Here is a 14,582-nt window from a genome sequence, read left to right as displayed (position 1 = left end):
TAGGCTCGAACCATGCGCCGAGCAAAAATCGTTTGTACCCTGGGCCCCGCCACCGACACATACGACCAGATCAAGGCACTGGTCGAAGCGGGAATGGACGTCGCCCGACTCAACCTCAGCCACGGCACCTACGCCGAACACGAGGAGCGCTACCAGCGCGTGCGCAAAGCCTCCGACGAGACCGGCCGCAGCATCGGAGTCCTCGCCGACCTTCAAGGCCCGAAGATCCGCCTCGGCCGCTTCCGTGAAGGACCCGTACTCCTTGAACGCGGTGACGACTTCACCATCACCGTCGAACCCGTCGAGGGCGACCGCCACATCTGCGGCACCACCTACGACGGACTCGCCGCCGACGTCACCCCGGGCGAGCGCATCCTCGTCGACGACGGCCGCGTCACCCTCGAAGTCACCGCCGTCGACGGACCCCGCGTCCACACCCGCGTCGTCGAAGGCGGCATGGTCTCCGACCACAAGGGCCTGAACCTGCCCGGAGTCGCCGTCTCCGTCCCCGCCCTCTCCGAGAAGGACATCGACGACCTCCGCTGGGCCCTGCGCACCGGAGCCGACATCATCGCCCTCTCCTTCGTCCGCAGCGGCCGCGACATCGAGGACGTCCACCGCGTCATGGACGAGGAGGACCGCCGCCTCCCCGTGATCGCCAAGATCGAAAAGCCCCAGGCCGTCGAGAACATCGACGACATCGTCGCCGCCTTCGACGGCATCATGGTCGCCCGCGGTGACCTCGGCGTCGAAATGCCCCTCGAACAGGTGCCCATCGTCCAGAAGCGCGCCATCAAGCTCGCCAAGCGCAACGCCAAGCCCGTCATCGTCGCCACCCAGATGCTCGACTCGATGATCGACAACTCCCGGCCGACCCGCGCCGAGGCCAGCGACGTCGCCAACGCCGTCATCGACGGCACGGACGCCGTCATGCTCTCCGGCGAGACCAGCGTCGGCAAATACCCGGTCGAGACCGTCCGCACCATGGGCCGCATCGTCGAAGCCGCGGAAGAGGACGTCCTCGCCAAGGGCCTGCCGCCCCTCACCGAACGGAACAAGCCCCGCACCCAGGGCGGAGCCGTCGCCCGCGCAGCCGCCGAGATGGGCGACTTCCTCGGCGCCAAGTTCCTCGTCGCCTTCACCCAGTCCGGAGACACGGTCAAGCGCCTCTCCCGCTACCGCTCGCCGATCCCCCTCCTGGCCTTCACCCCCGACCCCGCCACCCGCTCCCAGCTCAACCTCACCTGGGGCGTCGAAACCTTCCTCGGCCCGCACGTCGACTCCACCGACGCCATGGTCGCCCAGGTCGACGAGGAGCTCCTGCGCATCGGCCGCTGCCGGAAGGGCGACATCGTCGTCATCACCGCCGGCTCCCCGCCCGGCGTCGCGGGCTCCACCAACCTCGTCCGTGTCCACCACATCGGCGAGGACGACAGCCCGAAGGAGTGACCACGGCGGCCCCGTCGCCGCCGACCACCCCCTCGTGCCGCAACAGTGGCGCCATGTCACACCACCTCGGCGGACCCCACCCGCCCTCCCCGACGGACGACGCCCGCCTGGACCTCACCAACCTCTTCGCCTTCACCGTCCCCGGCGGGCGCACCGCCCTGATCATGAACGTCCACCCGCTCGCACCCAGCGGCGGCACGACCTTCCACCCCGACGCCGTCTACCGCATCGACATCGACACCGACGGCGACGACCAGGCCGACATCGCCTACAGCTTCACCTTCTCCACCCCCGCGGCGGACGGCGAACAGACTCTCGCCCTCCACCGCGCCACCGGCCCCGAGGCCCGCGGTCACGAAGCCGCCGGAACCCCTCTCTTCACGGGCGTCCCCGTCTCCTTCGGCCGGGAACTCTCCGTCACCGCGGCCGACGACTACAAGGTCTCCGCCGGACTCCGCGGCGACCCCGACCGGGGAGCCGACAGGAACGTCTTCGGCATCGCCCTCGAAATGCCCGACGACGAACTCGGGGCCAACCCCCGCATCGGTGTCCGCGCCCGTGTCAGCCTCCGCACCGACGGCGAGCTGCGATCCGTCGATCGCGGCGCCCACGCCCCCCGCCCGGACACCCTCCACTACGACCGCTCGCGCCCGGCGTCGTACCCCAACGGCCGTCACCTGAGCGACGACGTGACCACGCCCCGGTTCGGCTCGGTCGCCTCGCGCACCGATCTGCTGCCGCACTTCCCCTACCTGGGAACGCCGCACTGAGGGGGGCGGGATATCGCGAGGACGCGAAGGCGCGCGCGCCGGGCCGTGTGAACAGCCGTCGCGTCAGCTCAACCTTGGAATCGAAGGAAAAGTGCCCCAGGTGGGATTCGAACCCACACTGTCCGCTGTTTGAGAGCGGCCTCTCTGACCAGTTGGAGTACTGGGGCCTTAGAAAGGGAGGGCCACACGGGCCCTGCGGATCACCACCTTACAGGAGCTAGGTAGGCTCAGGGGAGCAGTACCTGCCCCGCAACGAGGAGCCCCCGTGACCGCCCCCGAGTCGCCCCAGCCCGCCGCCGACGATGCCGACGCGTCGCACGTCCCGCCGCTGACGACCCGTGTCGTCATCGCCGAGGACGAGGCCCTCATCCGCCTCGACCTCAAAGAGATGCTCGAAGAAGAGGGCTACTCGGTCGTCGGCGAGGCCGGCGACGGCGCCCGGGCCGTCGAGCTCGCGCGGGAGCACCGGCCCGACCTCGTCATCCTCGATGTGAAGATGCCCGTCCTGGACGGGATCTCCGCCGCGGAGAAGATCGCGGGGGAGTCCATCGCCCCCGTTCTGATGCTCACCGCCTTCTCGCAGCGCGACCTCGTCGAGCGGGCCCGCGACGCCGGGGCCATGGCGTACCTGGTGAAGCCGTTCAGCAAGAGCGACGTCGTGCCGGCCATCGAGATGGCCGTGTCGCGGTTCGCGGAGCTGCGGGCGCTGGAGAAGGAGGTCGCGGACCTCTCGCAGCGGCTGGAGACCCGCAAGCTGGTCGACCGGGCGAAGAGCATCCTCCAGACGCAGTACGGCCTGACGGAGCCGGCCGCGTTCCGCTGGATCCAGAAGACGTCGATGGACCGCCGCATGTCGATGCAGCAGGTGGCCGAGGCGGTCATCGAGGACGCCGAGGAGAAGAAGGCGGCGAAGGGCCAGCAGTAGCCCCCTGCCGTACGAACACGAAGAAGGCCCGCCCCACATCGTTGTGGGGCGGGCCTTCTGTCCGTGGTGCGGCGGTCTACTCCTCGCCGAGGTACGTCTTGCGCACGTCGTCGTTGTGGAGCAGGTCCTGGCCGGTGCCGGAGAGCTTGACCGAGCCGACCTCCAGGACGTAGCCGTAGTCCGCCAGGGAGAGCGCGGCCTGGGCGTTCTGCTCGATGAGCAGGATGGTCATGCCCTCGGCCTTGAGGGTGGCGATGGTCTCCATGATCTTCTGCATCATGATCGGGGAGAGGCCCATGGAGGGCTCGTCGAGCATGAGCAGCTTGGGCTGGGACATGAGGGCCCGGCCCATGGCGAGCATCTGCTGCTCACCGCCGGAGAGGGTGCCGGCGGCCTGCTTGCGACGTTCGCCCAGGATGGGGAAGAGGTCGTAGGCGCGCTGGACGTCCCGCTCGATGCCGTCCTTGTCCTTGCGGAGGAAGGCACCGAGCTGGAGGTTCTCGGCGATGGTCAGCTTGGGGAAGATGTGCCGGCCCTCGGGGGAGTGGGCCATGCCGAGGGAGACGACCTTGTGGGCGGGGATCCCGTTGAGGACCTGGCCGTCGAAGGTGATCTTTCCGCTCGCGGGCTTGATGAGGCCGGAGAGGGTGCGCAGGGTGGTGGTCTTGCCGGCGCCGTTGGTACCGATCAGGGTGACGACCTGACCGGCCTCGACGGTGAAGGAGATGCCCTTGACGGCCTCGATCTTGCCGTAGGCGACCCTGAGGTCCTCGACCTCGAGAAGTGCGGTCACTTGGTGTCTCCTTCGGTGGTGCTGCCCGCGTCCTTCGAGGCGGGGTCCGGAGCGTCGGCCTCGGGGGCGTCCGTGGCCTCGGGGGCCTCGGGCGCCTCCTCCGCGGGAGCCTCCTCGGCCTCGGCAGCAGCCTCGGCCTCCGCCTCGGCCTCCGCGTGCGCCTCCGCCGCCTCGACCTCGGCGACCTCCTCCGCGCCCGGCGCGCCCTCGAACGGCGTGCCCAGGTACGCCGCGACGACGCGCTCGTCGCCCTGGACGACGTCCGAGGTGCCCTCGACGAGCTTCTCGCCCTGGACGAGCACCGCGACGCGGTCGCACAGGTTGAAGATGAACTTCATGTCGTGCTCGATGACCAGGACGGCGATGCCCTTGTCACGGATGGCGAAGACGAGTTCCTCGGTGGTGCGGGTCTCGTTCTGGTTCATGCCGGCGGTCGGCTCGTCGAGGAGCAGCAGGCCGGGGTCGCTCGCCAGTGCGCGGGCGATCTCCAGCTTGCGCTGCTCGCCGTAGGGCAGGTTGCGGGCGAGGTGCTCGGCCTTCTTCGCCAGGCCCACGAACTCGAGGAGTTCCATGGCGCGTTCGCGGGAGGCGACTTCGGCCTTCTTGAAGCCCGGTCCGCGCAGGAGCGCGGACCAGAGGCCCTCCTTGGTCCGGGTGTGGCGTCCGACGAGGACGTTCTCCAGGACCGTCATGTTGGAGAAGAGGCGGATGTTCTGGAAGGTGCGGGCGATGCCGGCCTTGGTGACCAGGTGCGGCTTGGGCGGCAGCACGGTCCCCTTGTAGCTGACCTGTCCCTCGGTGGGGACGTACAGACCGGTCAGGCAGTTGAAGAAGGTCGTCTTGCCGGCGCCGTTGGGGCCGATGAGGCCGACGATCTCGCCCTCGCGGACGGTGAGGTCCACTCCGCGTACGGCGGTGAGTCCGCCGAAGCGCATGGTGACACCGCTGGCGTCGAGGACGGTGGCGGCCGTGGCCGTGGTGGTGGTCGTCGTCATGGTGGTCACGCCCCCGCCTTGGAGGTTCCGGCGATGGGCTCGGCGGCGGGCCGCTGGTCCGGTACGTCGAGCTTGTCGGTGTCCCCGGCGTTCTCCTCGTGCTCGTGGTACTCGAGCTGTGCGCGCCGGTTGGGGATGAGGCCCTCCGGGCGGAAGCGCATCAGGAGGATGAGCGCGAGGCCGAACGCGAGGAGCTGGTAGTCCTTGAGGAAGGCCAGCTTCTCGGGGATGAGGAAGAGCAGCGCCGCGCCGAGGAGCGGGCCGCGGATGGTGCCCATGCCGCCGAGGATGACGGCCGCGAGGAGGAACGCGGAGTTCGGGGCGACGGGGCCGGCGAACACGTACATCTCGGGGAGGACCGTGCCCTGGAAGTGGGCCTGGACGGTGCCGGCGACGCCGGCGAGGGTGGCGCCGAGGGCGAAGGCGATGAGCTTGACCCGGAAGCCGTTGATGCCCATGGCGGTGGCCGCGGTCTCGTCCTCGCGGATGGCGACCCAGGCGCGGCCGATGCGGGAGTCCTGCGCCCGGCTGAAGACCAGGACGACGAAGACCATGACGAGGAGCATCAGCAGGTAGTAGTTGGCGTACGAGCCGAGTTCCACGCCGAGGATGGTGTGGGTCTCGCCGAAGTCGTACCCGAAGATGTTCAGCGCCGGGATGTTCGGGATGCCGTTGGGTCCGTTGGTGATCTGGGGTCCGTTGTCGCCGTCCATGTTGTTGACGGTGATGCGGAAGATCTCGCCGAAGCCGAGCGTCACGATGGCGAGGTAGTCGCCGTGGAGCCGGAGGGTCGGCGCGCCGATGATGACGCCGAAGACCAGCGAGGCGAGGGCGCCGATGATCATGGCGACCCAGAACGGGAGCTGGATGTCGAACGCGGAGGCCGTGGATCCGGAGACGAGGGCGGCCGTGTAGGCGCCGACGCCGAGGAACGCGACGTAACCGAGGTCGAGCAGGCCGGCCAGGCCGACGACGACGTTCAGGCCGAGGGCGACCGTGGCGAAGATCAGGATCTGCACCGCGATCACGGTGAACGTGTCGGTGGTCTGCGTGAAGGGGAAGACGGCCGCTGCGGCGAAGGCCGCGACGGCGGCGATCTGCTTGTTCTTCGACGCGATGGCCGAGACGCGGCTCATCAGGCCGGACTTGTTGAGCGCGCCGGCGCCGAAGCCCGCCAGGAGCAGGTAGCCGATGAACAGCTCGGGGTACTCGGTGGAGATGCCGTACGTGACGGCGTACATGCCGAGGGCGAAGGCCGCGACGATGATCAGGATCTCGGCCCAGGAGGGGATCTCCTTGGCCTTCGCCGGCTTGCGGGAGTCGTCCTTGAGCGCGAACGCGGCCAGAGGGACGAGTGTGGCGACGGCGGCGACGAAGCCGCCGGGCTCCAGGTGGGCCAGCCCGCCGAGCTGCACGGCGATGGCGAGCACGGTGTACCAGGTGGTGCCGACCGCGCCGAGGGCGAGGAACTGCAGGGCCTTCGTCGAGCCGCCGGGGGTGAGCCAGCCCAGGCCCTTGACGCCGAGCGCGGAGAGCGCGAAGAGCGTCAGCAGGAGGCCGGCGACGAGGGTGAGGACCTGGAGGCCGCCGGGGTAGCCGGTGACGGTGAGGTCACCGGGGAACTCGGTGGTGTACGTCCAGGCGAGGAAGGTGCTGGCGACGGTGGCGAGGCCACCGCCGGCGACGATCCAGTGGAGGAGGCCGGTGCGCTGGGCGTCGGTCTTCTCGGGGGCGTCGGCCGGTGCGGGGGTCTTGGTGAGGTCGGTCGTCATCACGATCACGCCCTGTCCGCGACACGCTGGCCGAGGAGGCCTTGTGGTCTGAAGAGGAGCACCAGGATCAGGAGGGAGAAGACCCAGATGTCCTTCCAGGCGCCGCCGCCGAACTCGGCCATGCCGGGGATGTGCTCGACGTAGGCGATGGAGAGGGTTTCCGCGACACCGAGGACGACGCCGCCGATCATGGCGCCGTAGATGTTGCCGATGCCGCCGAGGACGGCAGCGGTGAAGGCCTTGAGTCCGAGCAGGAAGCCCATCTCGAAGCGGATCTGGCCCTTGTCGAGACCTTCCGCGACCGCTGCGACCGCGGCGAACGCGGCGCCGATGGCGAAGGCCATCACGATGATGCGGTCGGTGTTGATGCCCATCAGCTTCGCGGTGTCGGGGTCCTGGGCCGTGGCCTGCATGGCGCGGCCGCTGCGGCTCTTGGAGACGAAGAGGCCGAGGGCGAGCATGCAGGCGGGGGCGGCGACGAGGACGAACGCGTCGGCGCGGGAGATCGCCAGGTCGTTGAAGATCTGGAAGCTGTCGCCCTTGAACTCGGGGAAGCTGACCGGGCTCTTGGCGCCGGGGTAGAAGCCCCAGACGAGCTGCTGGAGCACGATCGACAGGCCGATGGCCGTGATGAGGGGGGCGAGGCGGGGGGCGCCGCGCAGGGGCCGGTAGGCGAAGCGTTCGGCAGCGGTGGCGACGGCCACGGAGACCACCGCGCCACCTATCAGCATCACGGGTATCGCGATCACGAGGGCGGTGCCCTCGGGAAGGATCGTGTACGCCGTGAGGGCGCCGAAGCCCCCGATCATGAAGATCTCGCCATGGGCGAAGTTGATGAGCTGGACGATGCCGTAGACCATCGTGTAACCGATGGCGATGAGGCCGTAAAGGGCCCCCAGGGCAAGGCCGTCGGCCAGCTGTTGCGGCAGTTCGTTCACCGCAGGGCCTCCGATGAGCGTGTCGGATATGACACCGCGCGAGGGCGCTGTTTGCGCCCTCGCGCGGCTTGGTTCAGGTGGTGCGTGTGCGGGGCAGTGCGGGGTGTCAGTCCTTGAAGGTCTCGGACTTGACGTCGACCCAGGCGCCGTTCTTGACCTGGTAGACGGTGAGCTGCTTGTTCGTGGTGTCGCCGAACTGGTCGAAGGAGACGTTGCCGGTCACACCCTCGAAGGAGACCTTGGCCATGGCCTCGGTGACCTTGGCGCGGGCGTCGTCGGGCAGCTTGCCGTTGTTGGCGGCGACGACGGCCTTGACGGCCTGGATGATGGACCAGGCGGCGTCGTAGGAGTAGCCGCCGTAGGCCGCGTACGGGTCCTTGTAGCCGGCCGCGTTGTAGTCGGCGATGAACTTCTTGGCGGTCGGGAGCTTCTCGACCGGGAAGCCGACCGAGGTGGCCAGGTCACCGTCGTTGGCCTCGCCGGAGGCCTTGATGAACTGCGGGTCGTAGATGCCGTCGCCACCCATGGTGGGGATCTTGGCGCCGGTCTTCTTGACCTGGTCGGAGAGCAGGCCGCCCTCGGGGTACTGGCCGCCGAAGTAGACGGAGTCGGCGCCGGAGCCCTTGATCTTGTTGGCGGTGGAGGAGAAGTCGGTCTCCTTCACGGTGACGGAGTCGGTGCCGACGACGGTGCCGCCCAGGCGCTTGAACTCCTCGGCGAAGATCGCGGCGAGGCCGGCGCCGTAGGTCTGCTTGTCGTTGACGACGAAGACCTTCTTCTTGCCGGCGTCCTTGAAGAGGTAGTTCGCGGCGAACTTGCCCTGGACGACGTCCGTGGTGGCGGTACGGAAGTAGGTCTTGAAGGGGCGCTTGAAGTCGCCCTTGCCCCAGTTGTCGCCCTGCGAGAGCGAGGGGTTCGTGTTGGCCGGGGAGACCTGGGTCAGGTTGGCCTTGTCGAAGTCCGCCTGCATGGACTGGGAGACGCCGGAGTTCAGCGGGCCGACGACGCCGAGGACGTCCTTGATGCCGACGAGCTTGGTGGCGTTGGCCTTGCCGGTGGCCGGGACGGCCTGGTCGTCGAGGGCCTCGATCTTGAAGGTGACGCCCGGGACTTCCTTGTTCTTGTTGGCGGTCTGGACCGCCAGGTCCACGGAGTTCTTGATGCCCTGGCCCAGCGCGGAGAGCGAACCGGTGAGCGGCGCGTCGACACCGATGACGACGGTCGTGGTGCCGCTGGAGTTGTCGCTCGTGCCCTTGTCGTCGCGCGAACCGCAGGCGGTGAGGGTGAGTGCTCCCGTGGTGATCACGGTGGTGAGGATGAGCAAGGAACGGTGTCGCACGATGAATCCTTTCCCTGGCGCGGCCCCCTCGAGCTGAGGCGGTGCCGTGAAGCGTGAAGCTGGAGGTGCCGTTTGTGAATGCCGGGCCGTACTGGGGATGACTGGGTGATGCGGGGCCGTGCAGCGGACGCGCCCGGCGGCGCGGTGACTGGCGGTGACTCTAAGCGCAGGTGGGGGAGGTGGGGAGCGAGGAGGTCAGGATGTGACTGTCTTGTTATCGCGAAGGGGAGAGGAGGTGGACAGGGGGTGGGCAAATAAGGGCAAAACGGTCAGCAACGTCGTGTTCACATAGTGAGAACGTGCAGTTCCGCTAAGGGGCTTGAGTCGTTCTTGCTCCTGTCGGAGCGCTTCTCCCGCTATCCGGATAGCGGACACCCACCCAAACCTCAGCGGACGGAAGGCCGAACGCGCCGCAGCCCGCCGATCCCCCCGTTTCCGGCGCCGGTGTCACGGAGCGTCACGGATGGTTCTGTTGTGGAGCCCAGTTCTCCGAGCTGCCCGTCGCGCCGTTCGCCGACGCGCACCGTCTTCGGGTCTCCCGGTCGGCGAAGGTCTCCGCGGCCTCCCGGCCCTCCGCGCGCTCCTTGACGCGCGCGTTCGCGAGGACCTCGTCGTGGATCGTGAGCTGCTCGTTCGACAGGCCCTTCTGCTCCCAGTCGAGCCCGGCCCACCTGCTCCCCCGGAGCGCTTCCTTCACCCAGTACGCGATCAGGTCGGTGCAGAGGTCCACCGCCGTCCTGGCCCGGGGCGGCGCCGGTGCCGGTGCCGGGTGATCGTCCGAGCAGGCCGGCAGGGTGGCCAGAACGCCGACGGCCAGGACCGCGGCGAGCGCGGTCCCGGCCGGAGCGTACGGCGGGAAGCCCATGCCCGGGACGCTAGGGGATCGCGGGCAGGGGCACAACAGCTGTTCCGTGTAAGGACGTTGGCCGCCGCGCCGAGCCGTGGCGGCGGGCGGTGATGGACGCCGGCCGGTCGCGGCTACGGCGGTGGGCCGATACGGCAGCCGGCCGGTCGTGGCGGCGGGGTGGTCACGGCAGGGGGCCGGTCATGGCGGCGGGCCGGTTACGGCAGCTGGACGAACGGCGCGAGGAAGGACCGGGCGCCGGGCGCGTCGAGCCGGTACACCACGTTCGTGGCGTAGCAGGGCGTGTCGCCCGTGATGGTGGTGGCCACCAGGATCCGCCGGCCGTCCAGCGTGGCGAAGTTGGGCCCGCCCGAATCGCCGTAGCAGGCACCGCCGTTGCCCTGCGGCGCGGTCATGGCGAGCCGGATCCACGCGTCGTTGAGCGCGTTGAACGTGACCGGCGCCTTGAGCCGGACGCCGCCGCCCGGGTGGGTCTGGCCCCCCGGTCCGCGGCGCGCCTCCTGCGTGCCGTACCCGGCGACGACGAAGGAGGTGTCGTTCAGCCCCTGCGATCCGAGCGCGGAGAGCGCGCCCGCCCGGGGGAGGGTGGCGGGCGTGAACGACCAGCGCTTCTTCATCGCGGCGCCGGGCACCTCGACCACGGAGATGTCATGGGTGTCGGAGGCCGGTCCGGGATACGCCGGGTGGTTGTGCGCGGTGCCCTCGACGGCCACGGCCCTCGCCACGGCGGCCGGGTCGCCGGGGTGCTCGGCGGCGGCCTTGTCCAGGCCGGCCTGCACGTCCTGGTCGAGCGAGACGTGGAACCGTACGTTGTCGGGCCAGTCGGTGGTGCAGTGCGCGGCGGTCAGGAAGGTGTCCGCGTCGATCATGGTGCCGGAGCAGACCCAGTCGACCCGGTCGGGCGTGCCCGGGTCGCCGTCGTTGTCCCAGGTCGCGACCAGTGCGCCGACCTCGGTGCGCTCGGGTGCGGGGGTCGCGTTGTACGAGTTGATCGCTGCGGACGGGATCGCGGTGGCGAGAACGGCAGCGCAGGCCGCGGCGGTGAGTGCGGTCGCCACGGTCGTGGTGCGTACGGCGGTCACGAAGAACCCCTCGGTGTGTGAGTGGAACGGGTGTTCTCCTGTGGGGGAGGATCGCCAGTGAAGCGGGTGCCGGTCGCCGGGGCAAGAGGGTCGGAGGTGACGGGTGTTGAGGACCCGCCCGACGGCGTCGGCCGCGCAACGGCGTACGCCGTCCGTCGGATCCCTTCGGAGTGGGGGGAGCCTGCCCTGACCTGGCCCGGGCGTCCGGAGGCTGGGACCGGAGCCTCGGGGGAGGGCGTTCGGAAGCCGATGTTCCGTCTCCGGAGACCGGTATTCGCGGCTTTCAGTCAGGACGGGCCCCCGACGGGGTGAGGCGTGCCCGGTTCGGCGCCCGATCCGGGGGCGGCGAGCCTCGTCTCCGGCGGGCCGCGCGAGGGCTCGATGGTGACTGTGTGTCGCCGTGGCCGGCGTCCCGGGGGCTCCGGGTGGTGACGGATGGCCTGCGGAGGGATCTGCGGAAGGACCTGGGAGGGAGGCGGCGCGGCCTGGGGCCTGTGAAGGGGGCGGCGCGGCCTGCGAGGGGGCGCGGCCGCGGGCGGGCCGGGGCCGTGGGGCATCAACCCGCCGGGGTCGCACCCCGCCCGGGCGCGGTGCGACCCGGAGTGCAGCGCGGCCCGGGACGAGGTTCCGTCCCGGGCCGGAAGGTCCGTGGCGTCCGGTTGCCCGCTGGCCGCGAATCAGGCGGCGTCGCCGCCGGCCATGCCCGCGCCCGGGACGTTCCCCGCGTCCTTGGCGGTGACATCACGGAGCATGCAGGTCAGGCGGGCCGAGCAGACCCGCTTGCCCTGCTCATCGGTGATCACGATCTCGTACGTCGCCGTGGAACGCCCGCGGTGGACGGGCGTCGCGACGCCCGTGACGAGGCCGCTGCGCGCCCCGCGGTGGTGGGTGCAGTTCAGGTCCACGCCGACGGCGATCTTCGAGACCCCGCCGTGCAGCATCGAGCCGATCGAGCCGAGCGTCTCGGCGAGGACCGCGGACGCGCCGCCGTGCAGCAGGCCGTACGGCTGGGTGTTGCCCTCCACCGGCATCGTGCCGACGACCTTCTCCGCCGAGGCCTCGACGATCTGCACGCCCATGCGGTTGCCGAGGTGCCCGGCGGAGAAGAGGGCGGGAAGATCGACCCCGAGCGCGGCGTACTCGTCGATGACCTCCTGCGGGAACTTCACATGCTGCTGCTCGCCCATCGGCCCGGCTCCGTTCGTCTTCGTACGGCTGCTGATCCACTGATCCGCCTGATCGCCTGAGCGAACGCTTAGGCGGGCTGTGATTGTTCCAGACGCACGACGACCGACTTGCTGGCGGGGGTGTTGCTGATGTCCGCCGTGGACTCCAGGGGCACCAGGACGTTCGTCTCCGGGTAGTACGCCGCCGCGCAGCCCCGGGCCGTCGGATAGTGCACCACCCGGAATCCGGGCGCCCGCCGCTCGCTGCCGTCCTTCCACTCGCTGACCAGGTCGGTGTACGCCCCGTCCGCCAGCCCGAGGGCCTTCGCGTCCTCGGGGTGGACCAGGACGACCCGGCGGCCGCCCTTGATGCCGCGGTAGCGGTCGTCGAGGCCGTAGATCGTGGTGTTGTACTGGTCGTGCGAGCGCAGGGTCTGCAGCAGCAGCCGGCCCTCGGGGACCTCCGGGTACTCGACCGGCGCGGCGGTGAAGTTCGCCTTGCCGGTGGCCGTGGGGAAGCGGCGCTCGTCGCGCGGGGCGTGCGGGAGCGCGAAGCCGCCGGGGTCGGCGGCGAGGCGGGCGTTGAGGTTCTCGAAGCCGGGCACCACGCGCGCGATGCGGTCGCGGATCGTGGCGTAGTCCTTCTCGAACTCCTCCCACGGGGTGGTGGAGGCGGCGCCCAGCACGGCCCGCGCCATCCGGGCCACGATCGCCGGCTCGGAGAGCAGATGGGGGCTCGCGGGCGGCAGGTTGCCGCGCGAGGCGTGCACGAGGCTCATCGAGTCCTCGACCGTCACGAACTGCTTGCCGGATGCCTGGACGTCCTTGTCGGTGCGGCCGAGCGTCGGGAGGATCAGCGCGCGCGTGCCGGTGACCGCGTGCGAGCGGTTCAGCTTCGTGGAGACGTGGACCGTCAGCCGGGCCCGGCGCATCGCGGCCTCGGTGACCTCCGTGTCGGGGGTGGCTCCGACGAAGTTGCCTCCCATGGCGAAGAAGACCTTCGCCTCGCCGTCGCGCAGCGCCTGGATCGACCGGACCACGTCGAAGCCGTGGTGGCGCGGCGAGACGATCCCGAACTCCTTGTCCAGGGCGTCCAGGAAGGCGGGCGCGGGCCGCTCGAAGATGCCCATCGTGCGGTCGCCCTGCACGTTCGAGTGGCCGCGGACCGGGCAGACGCCGGCGCCCGGCCGGCCGATGTTGCCGCGCAGGAGGAGGAAGTTGACCACTTCCCGGATGGTCGGCACGGAGTGCTTGTGCTGGGTCAGGCCCATCGCCCAGCAGACGATGGTCCGCTTCGAGGCGAGGACCATCTCCAGGGCCCGCTCGATCTCCGTCCGGGTCAGGCCCGTGGCCGCGAGGGTCTCGTCCCAGTCGGCGGCGCGAGCGGCGGCCACGAACTCCTCGTACCCGTGCGTGTGCTCCCGTACGAACTCCTCGTCGACCGCTCCCTCCGTCTCGAGGATCAGCTTGTTGAGGAGGCGGAAGAGGGCCTGGTCGCCGCCGATGCGGATCTGGAGGAACAGGTCGTTGAGCGCGGCGCCCCTGAGCATGCCCTGGGGGGTCTGCGGGTTCTTGAACTTCTCCATGCCGGCCTCGGGCAGCGGGTTCACCGAGATGATCTTCGCGCCCGCGGCCTTGGCCTTCTCCAGGGCGGAGAGCATCCGGGGATGGTTCGTGCCCGGGTTCTGTCCGGCGACCACGATCAGGTCCGCCCGGTGCAGATCCTCCAGCGAGACGCTGCCCTTGCCGATCCCGATGGTCTCGTTGAGGGCGGAACCGGAGGATTCGTGGCACATGTTGGAGCAGTCCGGCAGGTTGTTCGTGCCGAACTCGCGCGCGAAGAGCTGCAGCAGGAACGCGGCCTCGTTGCTGGTCCGCCCCGAGGTGTAGAACAGCGCCTCGTCGGGGGAGGAGAGGGCGGTCAGCTCCTCGGCGATGATCGAGAACGCCCGTTCCCAGCTCACCGCCTCGTACCGCTCCGCGCCCTCGGCCAGAAGCATGGGATGTGTGATCCGGCCCTGCTGTCCGAGCCAGTACCCGCTGCGGGCCGCCAGGTCGGCCACCGGATGCGCGGCGAAGAAGTCGGGCGTGACCCGGCGCAGCGTCGCCTCCTCGGCGACGGCCTTCGCCCCGTTCTCGCAGAACTCCGCCACATGTCGCTTGTCGGCCTCCGGCCAGGCGCAGCCCGGGCAGTCGAAGCCGTCCTTCTGATTGACCTTGAGCAGGGTCCGCGCGGTGCGCCGCACCCCCATCTGAGCCTGGGCGATCTTGAGGGTCTGCGCGACGGCGGGCAGCCCGGCGGCCGCGTGCTGGGGCGGCGCGACCTGCGGTGCGTCCTGGACCGGGTCGCCTGCGGGGGGCTTGCTGACCATCGCGCTCTCCCTTGAGCGGTCATCTGTCTCGTACATCTCCGATCCTGTCACGCCCCACGGACAGTCCGTGCCCCCTCGGCCGCCGGGGGAGGGAATGTCAGTGGTCCGTGGCAGGA

At 70.0% G+C, this 14,582-nt stretch carries 12 protein-coding genes and 1 tRNA gene; 3 read left to right on the top strand and 10 right to left on the bottom strand.

Going from position 1 to position 14,582, the window contains the following annotated elements; translation table 11 throughout:
- The first annotated feature begins 12 nt into the window (after positions 1–12).
- Both pyk and ACZ4VW_RS05145 read left to right on the top strand, forming a co-directional pair.
- Complete coding sequence (gene pyk / locus ACZ4VW_RS05150; RefSeq protein ID WP_467958566.1) at positions 13–1,449, top strand: pyruvate kinase; 1,437 nt, start codon at positions 13–15, stop codon at positions 1,447–1,449.
- Positions 1,450–1,502: 53 nt separating this feature from the next.
- Positions 1,503–2,219: a DUF4331 family protein gene (locus tag ACZ4VW_RS05145; RefSeq protein ID WP_467958564.1), complete on the top strand. Its 717-nt coding sequence runs from the start codon at positions 1,503–1,505 to the stop codon at positions 2,217–2,219.
- 92 nt (positions 2,220–2,311) lie between these two features.
- Here the strand turns inward: ACZ4VW_RS05145 and ACZ4VW_RS05140 are convergent.
- Positions 2,312–2,386, bottom strand: a tRNA-Leu gene (locus ACZ4VW_RS05140).
- 98 nt (positions 2,387–2,484) lie between these two features.
- Between ACZ4VW_RS05140 and ACZ4VW_RS05135 the strand changes: the two genes are divergently transcribed.
- On the top strand, positions 2,485–3,144 hold the full coding sequence (locus tag ACZ4VW_RS05135) for an ANTAR domain-containing response regulator (RefSeq protein WP_467958562.1): 660 nt from the start codon (positions 2,485–2,487) through the stop codon (positions 3,142–3,144).
- A 76-nt stretch (positions 3,145–3,220) separates the two neighbouring features.
- On the opposite strand, the gene ACZ4VW_RS05130 is transcribed toward ACZ4VW_RS05135, so the two are convergent.
- From ACZ4VW_RS05130 to ACZ4VW_RS05090, 9 genes are all read right to left on the bottom strand, one after another.
- Positions 3,221–3,937, bottom strand: a complete 717-nt coding sequence (locus ACZ4VW_RS05130) for an ABC transporter ATP-binding protein (protein ID WP_355111231.1) — start codon at positions 3,935–3,937, stop codon at positions 3,221–3,223.
- Complete coding sequence (locus ACZ4VW_RS05125; RefSeq protein ID WP_467959565.1) at positions 3,934–4,932, bottom strand: ABC transporter ATP-binding protein; 999 nt, start codon at positions 4,930–4,932, stop codon at positions 3,934–3,936. The genes ACZ4VW_RS05130 and ACZ4VW_RS05125 overlap by 4 nt, the downstream gene beginning before the upstream one ends.
- Before the next feature lie 5 nt (positions 4,933–4,937).
- Positions 4,938–6,704 carry a branched-chain amino acid ABC transporter permease gene (locus ACZ4VW_RS05120; protein WP_467959563.1) on the bottom strand — a complete coding sequence of 589 codons (1,767 nt, stop codon included), beginning with the start codon at positions 6,702–6,704 and terminating at the stop codon, positions 4,938–4,940.
- 5 nt (positions 6,705–6,709) lie between these two features.
- A complete protein-coding gene (locus tag ACZ4VW_RS05115; RefSeq protein ID WP_467958560.1) occupies positions 6,710–7,642 on the bottom strand; it encodes a branched-chain amino acid ABC transporter permease in 933 nt (310 codons plus the stop codon).
- A gap of 106 nt (positions 7,643–7,748) precedes the next feature.
- Positions 7,749–8,981: a branched-chain amino acid ABC transporter substrate-binding protein gene (locus ACZ4VW_RS05110; RefSeq protein WP_467958558.1), complete on the bottom strand. Its 1,233-nt coding sequence runs from the start codon at positions 8,979–8,981 to the stop codon at positions 7,749–7,751.
- 457 nt (positions 8,982–9,438) lie between these two features.
- Entirely contained in the window at positions 9,439–9,846 is a 408-nt protein-coding gene (locus tag ACZ4VW_RS05105; RefSeq protein ID WP_467958556.1) for a hypothetical protein, read from the bottom strand.
- Between the two features lie 197 nt (positions 9,847–10,043).
- A complete protein-coding gene (locus ACZ4VW_RS05100) occupies positions 10,044–10,928 on the bottom strand; it encodes a trypsin-like serine protease (RefSeq protein WP_467958554.1) in 885 nt (294 codons plus the stop codon).
- Positions 10,929–11,605: 677 nt separating this feature from the next.
- Positions 11,606–12,115, bottom strand: coding sequence for a PaaI family thioesterase (locus ACZ4VW_RS05095; protein ID WP_467958552.1), 510 nt, complete (start codon positions 12,113–12,115; stop codon positions 11,606–11,608).
- A gap of 68 nt (positions 12,116–12,183) precedes the next feature.
- The gene (locus ACZ4VW_RS05090) at positions 12,184–14,466 is read right to left on the bottom strand and encodes an FdhF/YdeP family oxidoreductase (RefSeq protein ID WP_467958550.1); all 2,283 of its coding nucleotides are present in this window, start codon (positions 14,464–14,466) and stop codon (positions 12,184–12,186) included.
- Between the last annotated feature and the right edge of the window lie 116 nt (positions 14,467–14,582).

The sequence above is a fragment of the Streptomyces sp. NPDC029139 genome (assembly GCF_055564335.1).
The sequence above is the reverse complement of the archived record's forward strand: the minus strand, read 5'-3'. Positions and strand labels throughout refer to the sequence as shown.